Origin of the sequence: Paenirhodobacter enshiensis (assembly GCF_000740785.1) — a bacterium.
Taxonomy (GTDB): domain Bacteria; phylum Pseudomonadota; class Alphaproteobacteria; order Rhodobacterales; family Rhodobacteraceae; genus Rhodobacter; species Rhodobacter enshiensis.
In genome coordinates, this window is record NZ_JFZB01000101.1 from 1 (window position 1) to 407 (window position 407).

Here is a 407-nt window from a genome sequence, read left to right on the forward strand (position 1 = left end):
GTTCGGCTCGCCTGTCGCGACGCGTTTCGAAAATCCGGCCTGTTGGCAAAGATCATCCCGCAGATCGAGGCCGTGCTCTCGGCCGGCGATTTGCCGAAACCTGTGCCAGCACCGGACATGATCGGCCCCGCTTTCGAGGATGAGGACGGAGGCGGCGATGATGGTCATCGTGGTTAGCAATGCGCCCCCGCGCCTGCGCGGCCGGCTGGCTGCGTGGCTGCTGGAGATCCGCGCCGGCGTCTATGTCGGCGAATACTCCCCCCGAACGCGAGAGCGAATTTGGGATCAGGTGCTCGGCGGCATCGAGGCCGGCGATGCCGTCATGGTCTGGTCGGCGCCGAATGATCAGGGCTTCGACTTCGCCACAACAGGCCAGAACCGTCGAATGCCCGAAGATTTCGACGGGC

General features: G+C 64.9%; 1 protein-coding gene. It reads left to right on the top strand.

The annotated features are described in order from the left end of the window. Positions 1 to 157: 157 nt before the first annotated feature. Positions 158 to 407, top strand: a 250-nt coding sequence (gene cas2e / locus CG50_RS16070; RefSeq protein WP_036640725.1) for a type I-E CRISPR-associated endoribonuclease Cas2e, incomplete at its 3' end; no start/stop codon positions are given.